The sequence below is a fragment of the Fulvivirga lutimaris genome, from assembly GCF_009711525.1.
GTDB classification, from domain to species: domain Bacteria; phylum Bacteroidota; class Bacteroidia; order Cytophagales; family Cyclobacteriaceae; genus Fulvivirga; species Fulvivirga lutimaris.
The window spans coordinates 14,714-29,184 of record NZ_SMLV01000427.1 but is presented as its reverse complement, the minus strand read 5'-3'; the positions used below and the strand labels follow the sequence as shown (position 1 = coordinate 29,184).

The 14,471-nt window shown below is 38.4% G+C and carries 10 protein-coding genes and 1 tRNA gene; 6 read left to right on the top strand and 5 right to left on the bottom strand.

The features are described 5' to 3' along the window. Positions 1-2: 2 nt before the first annotated feature. Positions 3-1,058, bottom strand: coding sequence for a dual-specificity RNA methyltransferase RlmN (rlmN, locus tag E1140_RS18220; protein ID WP_155187422.1), 1,056 nt, complete (start codon positions 1,056-1,058; stop codon positions 3-5). A gap of 19 nt (positions 1,059-1,077) precedes the next feature. Further along, entirely contained in the window at positions 1,078-1,515 is a 438-nt protein-coding gene (locus E1140_RS18215) for an acyl-CoA thioesterase (RefSeq protein WP_155187419.1), read from the bottom strand. Positions 1,516-1,706: 191 nt separating this feature from the next. On the opposite strand from E1140_RS18215, the gene clpB reads away from it, so the two are divergent. Next, positions 1,707-4,316 (top strand): ATP-dependent chaperone ClpB, encoded by a 2,610-nt coding sequence (gene clpB / locus E1140_RS18210; protein WP_155187416.1) that lies wholly within the window; start codon positions 1,707-1,709, stop codon positions 4,314-4,316. A gap of 69 nt (positions 4,317-4,385) precedes the next feature. Here clpB and E1140_RS18205 read toward each other — a convergent pair whose 3' ends face one another. Beyond that, the gene (locus E1140_RS18205) at positions 4,386-5,444 is read right to left on the bottom strand and encodes a potassium channel family protein (protein ID WP_155187413.1); all 1,059 of its coding nucleotides are present in this window, start codon (positions 5,442-5,444) and stop codon (positions 4,386-4,388) included. 222 nt (positions 5,445-5,666) lie between these two features. Here E1140_RS18205 and E1140_RS18200 point away from each other — a divergent pair, with 222 nt between their 5' ends. Beyond that, positions 5,667-6,047, top strand: coding sequence for a BlaI/MecI/CopY family transcriptional regulator (locus tag E1140_RS18200; RefSeq protein WP_155187410.1), 381 nt, complete (start codon positions 5,667-5,669; stop codon positions 6,045-6,047). Beyond that, positions 6,040-7,878, top strand: coding sequence for a M56 family metallopeptidase (locus tag E1140_RS18195; RefSeq protein WP_185153668.1), 1,839 nt, complete (start codon positions 6,040-6,042; stop codon positions 7,876-7,878). Before E1140_RS18200 ends, E1140_RS18195 begins: the two co-directional genes overlap by 8 nt. A gap of 52 nt (positions 7,879-7,930) precedes the next feature. Here the strand turns inward: E1140_RS18195 and rlmD are convergent, their stop codons facing one another. Next, entirely contained in the window at positions 7,931-9,346 is a 1,416-nt protein-coding gene (gene rlmD, locus E1140_RS18190; RefSeq protein WP_155187404.1) for a 23S rRNA (uracil(1939)-C(5))-methyltransferase RlmD, read from the bottom strand. Positions 9,347-9,411: 65 nt separating this feature from the next. Here rlmD and E1140_RS18185 point away from each other — a divergent pair, with 65 nt between their 5' ends. Then, positions 9,412-12,114 (top strand): T9SS type B sorting domain-containing protein, encoded by a 2,703-nt coding sequence (locus E1140_RS18185; RefSeq protein WP_155187401.1) that lies wholly within the window; start codon positions 9,412-9,414, stop codon positions 12,112-12,114. On the opposite strand, the gene E1140_RS18180 is transcribed toward E1140_RS18185, so the two are convergent. Next, the gene (locus tag E1140_RS18180; RefSeq protein WP_155187398.1) at positions 12,111-12,830 is read right to left on the bottom strand and encodes an SH3 domain-containing protein; all 720 of its coding nucleotides are present in this window, start codon (positions 12,828-12,830) and stop codon (positions 12,111-12,113) included. The genes E1140_RS18185 and E1140_RS18180 overlap by 4 nt on opposite strands. Positions 12,831-13,021: 191 nt before the next feature. Between E1140_RS18180 and E1140_RS18175 the strand changes: the two genes are divergently transcribed. Together E1140_RS18175 and E1140_RS18170 are read left to right on the top strand one after the other, a co-directional pair. After that, positions 13,022-13,094: transfer RNA gene (locus tag E1140_RS18175), tRNA-Lys, on the top strand. A gap of 133 nt (positions 13,095-13,227) precedes the next feature. Beyond that, on the top strand, positions 13,228-14,469 hold the full coding sequence (locus tag E1140_RS18170; RefSeq protein ID WP_155187395.1) for an amidohydrolase family protein: 1,242 nt from the start codon (positions 13,228-13,230) through the stop codon (positions 14,467-14,469). The last annotated feature ends 2 nt before the right edge of the window (positions 14,470-14,471 follow it).

Below are 14,471 nucleotides of genomic sequence, written 5' to 3'. Positions count from 1 at the left end.
TTTTAATTAGTTGCTTCTGACTTATTCGCCAACTGTCCACAAGCGGCATCGATGTCTTTACCTCTACTTCTCCTTACGGTTACTGAAATATCATTTTCTTCAAGCACCTTGACATATAGTCCAATGGCCTCGGGAGCTGCCTGCTGAAACTCACCGTCATCTATTGGGTTGTACTCAATCAGATTTACCTTGGAAGGTATAATCTTGCAGAATTTGACCAGTGCTTCTACATCCTCCTTCTTATCATTCAGGCCTTTCCATACGACATATTCATAAGTCACCTTGCGCTTGGTGATATTATACCAATGTTTGAGTGCATCAGCCAAATCATCCAATGGACTTGACTGATTGATCGGCATAAATTGTGAACGCTTTTCGTCAATGGCCGAGTGTAATGAGATGGCCAGATTAAACTTAACACCATCATCCGCCATTTTTTTGATCATTTTAGGTATGCCGACTGTGGATAGTGTAATTCTTTTGGCAGACATTCCAAGACCTTTATCTCCAGTGATTTTATCTATGGCAGCAATTACGTTGTTGTAATTCAACAATGGTTCCCCCATACCCATAAACACAATGTTCGTCAAAGGCCTGCCAAAGAACTGATCTCCCTGCTCTTTAATGGCCACCACCTGATCGTAGATCTCATCAGGGTTAAGGTTTCGCATTCTCTTAAGTCTTGCAGTAGCACAAAAATGGCAATCGAGACTACAACCAACTTGTGAAGAAATACAAGCTGTTATTCTTTTATCAGTCGGTATAAGCACTGATTCTACAGTCATTCCATCAAATAGCTTTACGGCATTTTTAATGGTTCCGTCATTACTGCGCTGCATGTCATCCACGGCAATGTGATTGATGACAAAGTCCTTCTTCAATTGCTCTCGGGTAGAAAGCGAAAGGTTGGTCATCTGATCAAAATCCTTGGCAGATTTCTTCCATAGCCACTCATCTACCTGCTTGGCACGAAATTTCTTCTCGCCAATAGATTCGAAATATTCACCAATCTGCTCAACCGATAGTTGTCTTATATCTTTTTTGGTTGCCTCTGCCATAAGTTGCAAAGATAGGGAGTTATAGCCCCTGCTCTAATTTTTCCTTAAATTTTGGCGGGATAGGAGTGATCTTTTTTTCTTGATAGTTAAGGCACACAATACCGGTTTTGCCTCTTGCCACTTCTTTATTGGTAGCTGCGTTTATCAATTGATAGTACATATCAAATCCGAATTTGTTAAAATCATCAACGGCTATTTTTATTTCCAGTTCATCACCATGAAAACCTTCAGATTTGTAAACAACTGCTGCATCGGCCACAATGATTCCAACACCATCATCAATGGATAGTTCATCTTTTATGTTCATTGCTTTTAATAGCGCCATTCTACCTTCTTGCATAATGGTTAATATGGCATCATTGCCTACATGCCCACCATAATTGACATCTGAAATGTGCACAGTATAGTTAGTTGAAAAAATGAATATTTCAGGAAGATCAAGTTTTATTCGAGCCATAGATTTTGTGTTTGGTCGAAGATAATCATGTTCATGAAAAGCGACAAGTTGCTATATTTTTTCACCTTGAATCGTAAAATATTGCCATAATGGCATGAAATATTACAAAGTATTTAAAAATGCAGGTCAGAATGGCCTGATCTCTTCATTGGAGTATTATTTGACGAATAGAGGTTGGAGGAATTAATAAAATGAATTTTGATAAATACACAGTAAAATCTCAGGAAGTGCTTCAGAAAGGAGCTGAAGTAGCTACCGGGAACGGACAGCAAGCTATTGAGCCTGGGCATTTACTCAAAGCCATATTGACATCAGATGAAAATCTGATTTCATTTTTGGTAAAGAAGATGAACGTAAATGCGCAGCATCTTAGCAATAAGCTGGATGAAATTATAGACTCTTACCCTAAAGTAAGTGGACAACAGCCCTACCTTTCTAATGATGCCGGTGCAGCTTTGCAGAAGGCTGAGAAAGAACTTAAAACCTTTAATGACGAATATATTGCCGTAGAGCACATACTTATAGGTCTTCTACAAGGCAAAGACAAAGTTGCTTCTTTGTTAAAGGATGTTGGTTTTGAATATAAGGGTTTATTAACAGCCATTAAAGAGTTAAGAGGCAATAGTAGAGTGACAGACCAGAATGCTGAGTCTAAATACAAATCACTTGAGCGCTATTCTATCAATTTGAATGAGCAGGCCAAGAAAGGCAAGATTGATCCTGTAATTGGTCGTGATGATGAAATAAGAAGGGTACTTCAGATTCTATCTAGAAGGACAAAGAACAATCCAATTCTTTTAGGTGAACCGGGTGTTGGTAAAACTGCCATTGTTGAAGGCATGGCTCAACGAATTGTTGATGGTGATGTGCCTGAAAATCTTAAAGATAAAATTTTGATCTCGCTGGACATGGGACTGCTTGTAGCAGGTGCTAAATATAAAGGTGAGTTTGAAGAAAGGTTGAAAGCAGTTATCAAAGAAGTAACTGACTCTGACGGTCAGATCATCCTGTTTATTGATGAGATCCATACTTTGATTGGTGCAGGTGGAGGAGAAGGAGCAATGGATGCTGCCAACCTTTTGAAACCGGCTTTGGCAAGAGGTGAGCTCCATGCCATAGGTGCTACAACCCTTAAGGAATATCAAAAATATGTAGAAAAGGATAAGGCGTTGGAAAGAAGGTTCCAGGCAGTTACTGTTGATGAACCTAGTCAGACAGATGCCATATCGATCTTAAGAGGTATTAAAGAAAAGTATGAAATACACCACGGGGTGAGGATTAAAGATGATGCGGTTATCGCAGCAGTTGAGTTATCTACCCGATACATTTCAGATCGTTTCTTACCAGATAAGGCCATTGACTTGATGGATGAGGCTGCGGCAAAACTTCGATTGGAAATGGATTCTATGCCTGAAGAGCTAGATGAGTTGAATCGAAGAATCATGCAGTTTGAAATTGAGCGTGAGGCTATAAGAAGGGAGAAGGACAAGGACAAAGAGCGTGAATTGAATAAGGTTATTGCGGAATTGACGGAGTCGAGAAATAATCTGAAGGCAAAATGGGAAAATGAGAAGTCTGTTGTGCAGGGCATAAGAGAGGAGAAGGAGAAGATCGACAAGCTGAAATTTGAAGCTGAACAAGCTGAAAAGGCAGGTGATTTTGGTAAAGTAGCCGAGATCAGATATGGTAAACTGGTAGAAGCAGAGCAGCATTTGGAAGAATATCAGGCTAAGGTAAAAGAGCAGCAAGGTAACAATGCTATGCTGAAAGAGGAGGTTGATAGTGAGGACATAGCAGAGGTGGTAGCACGATGGACCGGAATACCGGTATCAAAAATGCTACAGAGTGAAAGAGAAAAACTATTGGTACTTGAGGACGAGTTGGGTAAGCGTGTGGCAGGCCAGGAGGAAGCTATTAGAGCACTTTCTGATGCAGTGAGGAGAAGCAGGGCAGGATTACAGGATCCTAAAAGACCAATAGGCTCTTTCATATTCTTAGGAACTACTGGAGTTGGTAAAACTGAGCTTTCAAAGGCACTGGCAGAGTATCTTTTTAATGATGATAACGCCATGGTGAGAATTGATATGTCAGAGTATCAGGAAAGACACTCTGTGAGCAGGTTGGTGGGAGCACCTCCCGGGTATGTGGGGTATGATGAAGGTGGTCAGTTAACTGAAGCGGTAAGAAGAAAGCCTTATTCAGTAATACTTCTGGACGAGATTGAAAAAGCGCATCCTGATGTCTTTAATATTTTGTTGCAGGTTTTGGATGAAGGTAGGTTGACTGATAACAAAGGCAGAGTGGCCAATTTTAAAAACACCATCATCATTATGACTACCAATATGGGTTCTCATATAATTCAGGAGAATTTTGAGAAAATGACAGATGAGAATGTTGAGGAAGTAATTGAGAAAACTAAAAAGGAAGTTTTTGAAGTACTGAAGAAGTCCGTGCGACCGGAGTTTCTAAATAGAATAGATGAAACTATCATGTTCAGACCACTGTCTAAAGCTGATATCAGAAAGATTGTAGATATACAATTCAAGCATCTTAAAGATACGCTTGCTGAGAATGGTGTGAAGATTGAAATCTCTGATAAAGCCCTTGATCAGCTTGCCAAGCTTGGTTTTGACCCTCAATATGGAGCAAGACCGCTGAAGCGCGTATTGCAGAAAGAACTGCTTAATGAACTTTCTAAAGAAATATTAGCCGGTAGAGTCAATAAAGATAGCCTGGTTGGCGTTGATATATCATCAGATGGCCAAATCGAGTTTTTAAATCTCGATAAAGTGGAAATCTAGTTCTGATTGGTTGAAAAAGCCTTGATGGATGTTTTACCTCATTGGAACATCTGTCAGGGCTTTTTACTTTTATAAATGGCCCTCTTCTACATTGAAGAATTTTTTCAGCTTCACCACAGAGTTTTTGTTGGTAATCATAATCAGGTAGTCGCCCTCAGTAATCTTAACAGACTCTTCAGGGTTTTTCATAAGTTTTCGAGTTTCTCCATCCACCTTTACTATACCTATTAATACTACATTAAATTCCTTTTTCATGTCATAGAACACCTTGTCATAGAACTGATCTATATATGGGTTGTCTTCTATAACCTTATATTGTTTTATATCATAATGTTCATTCGTTTGTGGGTAGGCAATAATCTCTTCAGAGTAAATGGCTACATCAGGTTCGAAAATATAACTTGCCAACAAACGTGAGGCTATTTCGTGTTTTGATACTGCATATGTAACGCCTGCACTTTGAAAAGTACTTTTCAGGTTGGCATTGTCCAGCGTAACTACAAAATTCAGATTATTAAAGTGCTTTTTAAGATTAAGTACATATACGAGCTTTTCAGTATCATCATTTAGGTTAACAAACACAATAGAACTATCCAGAATGTTCATTTTATTGAGGTACTCAAAATTGTTATAGTCTGAGAACAAAGTGAATACATTTTTCTTGGGATAGAACTCCTGAATGATATCGATATTATCCTTTTCTTTTGTAACAATGGCGATACTTCTGCCGGCAGCAATAAGTTGGTCAACAACGGCCTTACCAAAATCTGACCATCCAATCATGACCACATGATTTGTGAAATTTGTTCCGTTCATACCCAGTTTGTTATGTTCTTTTATAGTGCTCATAATGCTGCTAATCTGACCTATGATTACACCATAGAAACCAAGGCTAGCAATAAGAAAGATAGAGGCAAACATTTTACCTTCATGGGTAACAGGGTGTAAATCACCATATCCCACTGTAGTAAGGGTAACTATAGAAAACCAAACTGCATCGCCAAAGTCTTTGATTTTAGCTGTCGGATCGTGTGCCTCAATTCTTATCAACATTGCTAATAATGCTACATAGCAAATGATAAAAAGTACAACGACAGTGAAAAAGCGTAAGTAATTGGGTTTCTTCATTTTGCAACTATCAAATTCTAAGATAATAAAATTGAAAGCGGATAAAAGTGTTTCAACACTGTTTTTAGTTGGAAAGAGGGTGCTCTTTTTAGGTTGATTTGCAAAATAGGCCGTGGGGTCAGCTGAAAGGCTATTAAAACCTATTACGAAATATTTCGTAATAAACTAGGATAAGAAGAAAACCTAATCTATAATTGTATTACGAAATAGTTCGTAGATAGTATGATTCCACAACCGACAGAAAAAGAGTTAGATATTTTGCAAGTGCTTTGGGCCAAAGGTCCTCAGACTGTAAGAGAAGTAAACGACCAACTTCGATCAGAAAAGGAGATAGGTTATACAACCACTCTAAAGATATTGCAGATTATGCATGACAAGGGTTTGGTATCGCGAGAGCTTAAAGGTAAAACTCATATTTACAAGTCGATTATTTCTGAATCGGCAACTCAGCAAAAAATGTTGGATAAGGTGGTTGATAAGGTATTCAAAGGTTCAGCTATGAATTTGGTCATGCAGGCGCTCGGTAATAGCAAATCAACTGATAAAGAGCTCGATGAGATTAGAGCGTATATTGATCAACTTAAGAACGATAAAAATGATTGATCTACTTAAAAATATCGATTTAGTGGTGCCTATGATTGGTCATACACTTATTCACTCATTGTGGCAGGGCTTATTGGTTTATTGCCTGCTGTTTCTTGTACTTGCTATTTTCAGAGTGAGCAATAGTAAAATTAGATATACATTTTCAGTAGCTGCATTAGGGGTTTATTTGATAAGCACAGTTGTTACATTCTTCTGGCTATTTGATCCAGCAGTATCAATGGGTGGAGGAGTTAAAAATATTCAAATCCTATTTGATAAAGATTTTGATGCTGTTTACGACTTTTCGTTTACCAGTTGGTTGGCACAGAATATGAATATCATATTATCAGTTTGGAGCACTGGTGTTCTTTTTATGGTTGTCAGACTTTTGGGTGGCTGGTATTTACTTACCAGAATAAAGAAAAACGCCCTCAGTTGCTCTAATGAATTATGGTTAAATAAGTTAAAGCTGTTGAAGTCACGCTTAAATATGACAGCAAATGTCATCTTAAAAGTTTCTAATAGGGTAGATGTGCCAATGGTATTTGGAACAATAAAGCCAATTATTATAATACCTACTTCATTGCTTACAGGGCTATCAGACGATCAACTTGAGATCATTCTGGCGCATGAATTAGCACACGTTAAAAGGTATGATTTTATAGTTAATGTACTCCAGCATTTGGTGGAAGTAGTATTCTTCTTCAATCCATTTGTATGGTTAATATCTAACCTCATTAGAACTGAGAGAGAAAATGCCTGTGATGATTTGGCACTTTCAGTATCTGGTGATTCTTATAGTCTGGCATCAACGCTACTTCGTGTAGAAGAGATTCGCAGACAACCTCAACTCGCATTATATTTCTCAAACAATAACAACATATTTCACAGAATTAAACGATTAACAGGTATGAAAACTCAAAACTTACTCGATACCAGAATGGTCATACTGGTATTATTTGCCGCCTCATTAATGAGCTTTAGTTGGTATTCGATTAACGCGAAAAACCAGCAGAAAAAAGAAGAACCTTTAGAGGTCGAATCTTTTGAACCCCCTTATATAGATGTGAATTTGAATGTTGAGGTTGATCCTCAAATTGATGTCGAACCTGATCTGGATCTTAGCATAAATGAGGAAGTGGCACCAGAAACAATTTTAGTTGAAGCAGACACCACTGAAAAAGACAAAGATGCCTGGAGGTATGAGAAACGCGTGCCCCCTGTGGCTCCAGCACACCCTGTGCCGTCAATACCTGATTTGCCTCCAATGCCACCAATGGTTTTAGATGAATGGACCGAAGCATTTGCACTGAAATTTTCAGAGCAGTTCGCTGACTTCTATGAAGAGCATAAGGAAGAAATGGAGCTAATGATGGACGAATTGCAGGAAACTATGAGCTCGATTGATACGGAAAGATTTGAAGAAGCCCGTTTCATGAAAGAGATGGCCATGAGACAGCGAGAAATGGCCTTGGCTCAAAGAGAGTTAACGAGGTTTGATGAAGAGCATTGGAGAGAAGAAGTAGAAAGAGCTCGGACTTTAGCTAAAGAGCAGATGGAGCTGGAAAGAGAAAGCATGAGATCATTAAGAGAAGAAATGGGGCAACTGGAAAGAGAGATGAAAGTCTTTGAACAAAAGATGAAGAAATTTGATGAAGAACTAAAAGATGAATTGGTAAAGGACGGTTATATCAAATCTTCTGAGGACATTGAAACTCTTGATGTAAATGATGATGGCGAGTTTACGGTCAATGGGAAGAAAATGAGCAGTAAAGACTCCAAAAAGTACGCTGAGATATACGAAAAGTATTTTGATAGTGATGTTAAAGGGTTGAGATATCATAATTAAGAATTAGCAATAGCACTAGAGAAAGGCAGCGCATTAGTGCTGCCTTTATTGTTTATCTCAACTCTAGCAAAGTAATATTCTCTACATGATGTGTGTGCGGAAACATATCAACAGGCTGCACTTCTACGATTTTATATTTTACATCAAGGATAGCTAAATCACGTGCTTGTGTCGCTGGATTACAGCTGATGTAAACTATCTTCTTAGCATTACTATCTAGCAAAACATTACAAACTTCAGGGTGCATTCCTGCCCTTGGTGGGTCAGTAATTATCACATCAGGAGCTCCATTTTTCGCAATAAAATCAGCCGTCATAATATCTTTCATATCACCGGCATAGAAAGAGGTGTTCTCAACGTTATTAATTTTAGAATTGACCTTGGCATCTTCAATGGCGGCATCTATGTATTCCACACCAACAACTTTCTTAGCATTACCTGCCACATAATTGGCGATAGTTCCAGTTCCGGTGTAAAGGTCATAAACCACTTCATCCCCCTTAAGTCCAGCTAATTTCCATGCCTCATGATATAAAATTTCTGCCTGGCTGGCATTAGTCTGATAAAATGACTTTGGACCTACTCTAAAGGTTAACTTTCCGCTACCGTCAGGCTTGGTCATCTGTTCTTCAATGTACGGCAGTCCCTTCACATTAACTACCTCAAGATCATGGTATGTATCATTTCCTTTATTGTTTATAACATAGTTCAAAGATGTAATCTGAGGAAATTCTGCTGCTAGCATTTCAAGAATAGCGTTGGTCCACTCTTCATTATCCTGAGTAACTTGTAGCACGACCATAACCTGACCTGTAGAAGCAGTTCTGATTATCAGATTTCTTAAAAATCCAGTCTGATGAACGAGATTGAAAAATGGTATTTCATTTTCAATACTAAAAGCCTTTACTCTCTTTCTAATACCATTGGAAGGGTCTTGTTGAAGGTGGCAATGGTCTATGTCCAGAATTTTATCAAACCTACCTGGCATATGGAAGCCTAAAGCACTTCTGTCAATATCTTCTCCACTATCAATTTCTTCCCTGGTGAGCCATCGACTATCTGAGAAGGTAAATTCAAGCTTGTTTCTGTAGTAGTTAGTTTGCTCAGAACCAATTATAGGGTTCATCTTGTCGAATTTAACTTTTCCTATGCGCTCCAAATTGTCAACTACTTGCTGCTGTTTGGTATCTAGTTGCACCTGATAGTCGATATGCTGCCATTTGCAACCGCCACATGTTCCGAAATGCTCACAGAATGGTTCACTTCTTAGTTTAGAATAGCTGTGAATTTTTAATGGAACTGCCTGCAAGTAGCTTTTCTTTCTTTTCGTGATTCTGATGTCACAAATATCTCCTGGAGCTACTCTTGGCACAAAAATGATTTGTCCTTCATGACGGGCAATGCAGTTGCCTTCAGCAGCAATCCCTTCAATTTCTATATTATTTAAAATTTTATTTTTTATCTTCATGTTTTATACAATACGCAATCAATCAGGCTTATCTTTAAAAGTTGTTATTAATAGAAAGCTAGCGTATGCGCAAAATTCTACTTACTCTAATTGTTCTTTTGGCTTGCAAACTTACAAGTTTTGCCTCGCATATTGTAGGTGGTGAATTTGAATTATTGCACCTACAGGATTATGATTATAGTCTCAACATGGTTATGTACTTTGATGAGATAAATGGTGCTGCTGGAGCAAGGGAGCAATCAATTATAGTTTATATCTATCGTAAGCATGACAATGTCAGAATGGGTTCTTATACCTTAAATGTAGCGGAGGATCAATTGGTGCCCTACAGCAATGTTGAGTGTAGTGATGGACAGCTAGTTACTTCAAGATTGTATTATTCAAATACAATTACATTACCACCTGGTCAGTTTAATCATCCTGATGGTTACTATGTCGCTTATGAAAGGTGTTGTAGAAACTATACTATCAATAATATTAATAGTGCAGTACCAAATACTGGTGGTATTAGTGCAGGTCAAACATTTTACCTTGAGTTTCCACCAGTGGTAAAAGATGGTGAGCAATTTATTAATTCTACTCCACGATTATTTCCTCCATTGAGAGATTATGGATGTGTTGACAAATTTTATTTTGCTGATTTTGGAGGTATCGATGATGATGGCGATTCACTTGTTTATAGTATGGTTACTCCATACAGCACTGTAGACACACAGTTAGCATATCCTATTAACCCAAATCCAGGGCCTTATCCAGAAGTAGTCTGGCAAGAGGGTTTTAGTTTAGAAAATGTTATCAATGGCTCTCCTGATTTAAAAATATCAGAAGTTGGGCTCCTGACTGTAACACCTAAGTTTGAAGGCTTATTTGTTTTCGCTGTAAAATGCGAAGAATATCGAAATGGTGAGAAAATTGGTGAAATGCGCAGGGATTTTCAAATGCTTGTTGTGAGCAATTGTGCCAATGAATCGCCAGTCGTACGGGCTCGTGAAAAAGGGAAGTCTGGTTTTTATGTAGAAGGCAATGAGCTTTACTTTCCTTATGTGGCCGATGAGCGCTGTGTAGAGATACTGGTAAATGACGTTCCAGTTAGTGGTGAATTTTCTGAAGATGTAACCATTAGAGCCATTCCTATAAATTTTAATGCAAAACTAGAAGGTATTGAAATTTTGGAAACCCTAAATACACCATTGAAATCGGTAATAGACACTGCTCGATTTGAAGTATGCTTTCCTCAGTGTCCTTATGTTATTGGAAAACCATACAAAATAGGCATCATTGCTTTAGATGACGCATGTCCGCAACCTGCGCTCGATACGGTGATAGTTACACTGAATATACAAGAGCCTCCAAACACCAGGGCCTTCTTTGCAGAAACAGTCAACAGTCCAAAGATCAATCAGATCTCTAAAAATGTGACTTCTGTTGCTAATGGTAGTTTGACCTTTGATATCAATGGTTTTGATTTGGAAGATGAGGTTTTACTTGATATCACACCTTTGGGTTTTAATCTGGCGGATGTGGGCATGACATTTACTGAGCCGGTTTATGGCAGTAATGATGTCTCCACAACTTTCAACTGGAATTACGATTGTAATACAGAAGATCTAAATTTTTATCAGGGGCGGGATGTGCCCGTCAGTTCAGGCGTGAGGAAGGCTTTTGATATCTTGTTGAGGGTTGATGATATTGATCAATGTACTTACGAGGATGCAAAGGAGATAATCCTGACCCTCAATATTGACTTCCCTGATCAAACAAAACCTAAAGTTTTTGAGGTCTCTAAACCTGGTGCTAGTTACCAAATGCTTAAATATAATTATGGGGAGACAATAGATCTCAACATTAAAGCTCGGGACAATGACAATGATCTAATTTCATTATTTGGAATACCTAAGAACTTTAATTTTGAAGATATTGGGATGACCTTTGAAAATAAGGAAGGCTATGGTAATCCTGGAATTACAAGCAACTTGTTCTGGGGTATTCCTTGTACTTACAATAGCGAGCTGGATTCTTTGAGGGTATCATTTTATGTAGAAGATTTAGATGATTGTCAGTTGTCTAATACAGACACATTGGATATTGATATTTTGCTTTCTCCGCCAATCAATTCGTCACCTGAGGTATTTATGACTAGTCTTAACGATGTTGAAATCATCAAGGATAGCATAAGTGTACTTGTTGGAGAAACCATTGAGGTAAACATCAGAGCTCTTGATCTCGAGGGGGATGTTGTAGTTCTGGATCTTTTAGAGCGAAATACCGATGACCCATTTATCTTTGAATCGGCCGAGGGTACAGGTGCTGTTCAATCATTGTTCAGCTGGACAACAGCATGTGTGGACCTTACAGGACCTGACTTAACCAGAGACTTGGAGCTAACGTTCCTGGCACAGGACCAGAATTGCTATGAGTCAAGGTCAACTTTAAGAACGTTGAAGATCCATGTTCAGGATCTGGAGAACGGGGGAGAACAGTTGTTGCCACCTAATTTCTTTACTCCAAATGGTGATGAGTATAATGCCTTCTTTGGAATGTTTAAGAGAGATGAAAACACTAATGAACTAAGAAATATTCTGCCTATTGACAATTGTGCAGGACAGTTTGAGGAGGTTGTGATATTCAATAGGTGGGGGCGTGAGATTTTCCAAAGCGGTGATCGCGAATTCAAATGGTTTGGCGAAGATGCAGCTGCTGGAGTATATTACTACCAAATCAGATATACTAACCAGAAATATCAGGGATCAGTAACAGTAATGTATTAATTGCTAAAAGCTATTTTCTTGAGCTTATCAGTTTTGATGTAACCAGTTTTGTTGTCAAATTCCACTTTTGTCCATACATCATATTCACCTTTGGTCTGTAGCCTGTTACCCTTATCGATAATGCTAATCACCTCAGCTCCAGCCCCAGGTCCACTCATCATGTAAGTGCTTGATTGATTGATTATAGCCTTATCATAGTCATGTCCAAAGTTGAGAATGTAGAAAAGTATAGCCAGAGAAATTGACATGAAGGACGCAGGCAGAATAGGACTTCTTTTTAAGTTGAATTTCAGGTGGTAGGTAAAAGCCAAAAATAAAATAGCAAGTGCCATTACCAATCCGCAGATGATAAAGTAATATTTATAGAAGATGGTCTGTATGAATTCAAAATCGCTGAATTCATAACCCTTCATGTTTCTTTTTTTAGAGAGCTCTTCCATTTTGGAAAGCACCTTTTTGTCTGCAGTTTGCAGGTAGTAAAGGTTAAGGTAGTATAACGCATCACTATAGCCACCAAGCCCTTCTTTGATATAGGCCATTTTTAAAAGCATAGAAGGACTCGATTTCTTTTCTAGTTCGAGTATTGACTTGTAAAGTTCAAAAGACTCAGTGTACTTCTTTTTTTCAAATAGAGAATCTGCTAAAGTCAAAGTGGTCTGAGCCTTGGCCACTTGAGCAGTGAGAATTAATAAAAAAACATATACTACTTTTCTCATGCCGCAAATATAAGTTGAGAGTTTGTATTTTGCTTCATTGAGATGTTGGATTATACAAGCGGCAAATAATCTTAATTTTTTAATTAAATATCTTGCAGAAGTTTTGGAATTAAAATCGGAGGTATTACATTTGCAACTCCATTGAAAAACAGGGCTCTGAAAAGGAGCTTTTTTAATGGAAAATGTTTTAAGATTCAGTAGCTCAGCTGGTAGAGCATAACACTTTTAATGTTAGGGTCCTGGGTTCGAGCCCCAGCTGGATCACATCAAAAAGGCTTCCAATTTGGAAGCCTTTTTTGTTTCTGAAAGAATTGTGAAAATCTGAATTCTCAGCACCAATTTTTTTATCCCACTCTTAATAAATAAATTGGTCGTTTCCCATTTAACTACACCTGCGATGAAGTTCAGAGTATTAGCGGCAATTCTATTAAGTTGCCATTTTGCCTTTTCACAAACAACCCTTATTACAGCTGATCAACTATTTGATGGTAATGCAATGCATACCAACTGGGGAATTGTAGTAAAAGAGAATCGGATAGTGGAGGTTGGGCCTGTGGCTAAGCTTAGGACTAAACCAGATACTACTATCTCATATACTGGAGGATCAATCATGCCAGGTATGATTGAAGGTCATTCACATGTACTTCTTTATCCTTACGACCAGACTGATTGGAATGATCAGGTACTCAAAGAGTCAAGAAGTCTAAGGGCCATAAGAGGTTCTGTGATGGCTAAAAGAAATTTAATGGCTGGTTTTACTACCATTAGAGATTTAGGTTCTGAAGGAGCAGAATATGCAGATGTGGCAGTAAAGCAAAGTATAGAACAAGGGATAACAATCGGACCGAGAATGCTGGTGGCAGGTAAGGCCATAGTGGCTACAGGTAGCTATGGCCCTAAAGGTTTTCATCCTGATGTTCATGTGCCACTTGGTGCAGAACCAGCCGATGGTAATGATTTGATCAGAGTGGTAAGAGATCAAATAGGTAATGGTGCAGACTTTATAAAAGTATATTCAGACTATCGCTGGGGGCCTAATAAAGAGGCCATGCCTACATTTTCTTTAGAAGAATTAAAGCTAATTGTTGAGACTGCGAAAAGCAGTGGCCGAGTTGTAGTTGCTCATGCTTCAACAAACGAAGGCATGCGAAGAGCAACTTTGGCTGGAGTTGTTTCTATAGAACACGGAACTGACGCTTCAGATGAAGTTTTAAAATTGATGAAGGAACGAAACGTTGCTCTGTGTCCTACTTTGGCGGCAACTTATTCTATAACAAAATACCGTGGTTGGGATGGTCAGTTGCCAGAGCCTGAAGGAATAAAGGCTAAAAGAAATTCTTTTGATAAGGCGATTAAAAATGGTGTCACTATTGTTGCTGGTGGTGATGTGGGTGTTTTTCCTCATGGCGAAAATGCTCTTGAGCTTACCATGATGTCAGATTATGGGATGCCAAATATTGATGTGCTAAAATCCGTAACCTCAGTTAATGCCAAAGTGTTTAAGCTAAAAGAATTGGGTGAACTTAAAACCGGATATTTGGCAGATATTATAGTTGTAGACGGTAATCCTGAAAAAGATATCAATGCTTTAAAGTCTATAAAAATGGTAATGAAAGATGGTGAGATCTATAAAAAGTAAAT

Coding starts and splice junctions, on each gene's coding strand:
- rlmN (WP_155187422.1), bottom strand. CDS start 1,058: ATGGCAGAGGCAACCAAAAAAGATATAAGACAACTATCGGTTGAGCAG.
- E1140_RS18215 (WP_155187419.1), bottom strand. CDS start 1,515: ATGGCTCGAATAAAACTTGATCTTCCTGAAATATTCATTTTTTCAACT.
- clpB (WP_155187416.1), top strand. CDS start 1,707: ATGAATTTTGATAAATACACAGTAAAATCTCAGGAAGTGCTTCAGAAA.
- E1140_RS18205 (WP_155187413.1), bottom strand. CDS start 5,444: ATGAAGAAACCCAATTACTTACGCTTTTTCACTGTCGTTGTACTTTTT.
- E1140_RS18200 (WP_155187410.1), top strand. CDS start 5,667: ATGATTCCACAACCGACAGAAAAAGAGTTAGATATTTTGCAAGTGCTT.
- E1140_RS18195 (WP_185153668.1), top strand. CDS start 6,040: ATGATTGATCTACTTAAAAATATCGATTTAGTGGTGCCTATGATTGGT.
- rlmD (WP_155187404.1), bottom strand. CDS start 9,346: ATGAAGATAAAAAATAAAATTTTAAATAATATAGAAATTGAAGGGATT.
- E1140_RS18185 (WP_155187401.1), top strand. CDS start 9,412: ATGCGCAAAATTCTACTTACTCTAATTGTTCTTTTGGCTTGCAAACTT.
- E1140_RS18180 (WP_155187398.1), bottom strand. CDS start 12,830: ATGAGAAAAGTAGTATATGTTTTTTTATTAATTCTCACTGCTCAAGTG.
- E1140_RS18170 (WP_155187395.1), top strand. CDS start 13,228: ATGAAGTTCAGAGTATTAGCGGCAATTCTATTAAGTTGCCATTTTGCC.